This is a genomic window from Micromonospora sp. AMSO12t (genome assembly GCF_008806585.1).
In the GTDB taxonomy this organism is placed as follows: Bacteria; Actinomycetota; Actinomycetes; order Mycobacteriales; family Micromonosporaceae; genus Micromonospora; species Micromonospora reichwaldensis.
Genome location: NZ_WAAS01000575.1, coordinates 1 through 579, shown reverse-complemented (window position 1 = coordinate 579; position 579 = coordinate 1). Strand labels below are relative to the sequence as shown.

Annotated in this window: 1 pseudogene; it reads right to left on the bottom strand. The window is 71.0% G+C overall.

From position 1 onward, the window contains the following. Positions 1-232: 232 nt before the first annotated feature. Positions 233-579: pseudogene (locus tag F6X68_RS33025) on the bottom strand (class I SAM-dependent methyltransferase); the annotation flags it as partial.

The following is a 579-nucleotide window of genomic DNA, read 5'->3' as shown; positions in this document are numbered from 1 at the left end:
ATGGCCCCGGTCTGCGCGGCCGCCGGCTGCGCCGGCACGAGCACAAGTCCGCACAGGACCGCCGCGGCCACCGTCAGCGCCCGCAGCCGCCTACCCGCTGTCTCCTTGGTCACGCCATGCCTCACGATCTCATCGGCATCGATACAACTGCGGAGACAAGATAGACGAAGGAGTCGCCGGCGTCCTCCCCCGCGCCCGTGCTGCGACGGCGGGGGCCTTCGGGCCGGGGCCGTCAGGTGTTGACCGGGCGGCGGGCGATCAGGCGCACGTGGGTGACGGGCCAGTCCAGCGGTTCGCCGGCCGGGGTGCTGAGGGCGGCCACCGGGGCGAGGCGGTTGGTGACGATCCAGTCGTTGCGGGACGTCGCGCTCGCTGGGTCGATCTCGAACCCGACGTCGGTGAGCAACGACTTCCAGTCGGCGTACTCCAGGCCGCAGAACTGTTCCTGGGTCTCCGACAGCCAGTTGTCGGTGTAGTCCTTGCGGGTGAGGAAGTCCATCGCCGCGCCGAGGGTCAGCTCGACCACGCCGTCCGCCCCGTCCACCGGGCGGTACGCGAACGGGAACCGGTAGTCGACCG